Raw genomic sequence first — 242 nt, 5'->3', positions numbered from 1 at the left:
CGGAGTGCAGGCCGTGCGGCCAGGTCCAGCCGGAGTGGCCGCCGTACCAGGCGCCGTCGTGCAGGCCGCCGACGACGCCGTCGGGCGCCACGTTGTCGGGCCTGAGGCCGCCCGCCGCGGCGGCGCGCTCGCGCCAGCCGTCGACGTACCGCGCCACCCACGCGGCGGACGCGTCGACGCCGTCGTACAGCCCGCGGTTGGTGACGAGCGACGTCGCGGCGAGGTTGACCGCCGTGTCGCCC

Annotated in this window: 1 protein-coding gene; it reads right to left on the bottom strand. The window is 78.5% G+C overall.

Annotation, left to right across the window (positions count from 1 at the left end; genetic code table 11):
- Positions 1–242: DUF8034 domain-containing protein (locus tag ACQP60_RS20935; RefSeq protein WP_486606393.1), on the bottom strand; the 242-nt coding region annotated here is incomplete at both ends.

Origin of the sequence: Isoptericola variabilis, assembly GCF_050311655.1 — a bacterium.
Lineage (GTDB): Bacteria > Actinomycetota > Actinomycetes > Actinomycetales > Cellulomonadaceae > Isoptericola > Isoptericola variabilis.
The sequence above is the reverse complement of the archived record's forward strand: the minus strand, read 5'-3'. Positions and strand labels throughout refer to the sequence as shown.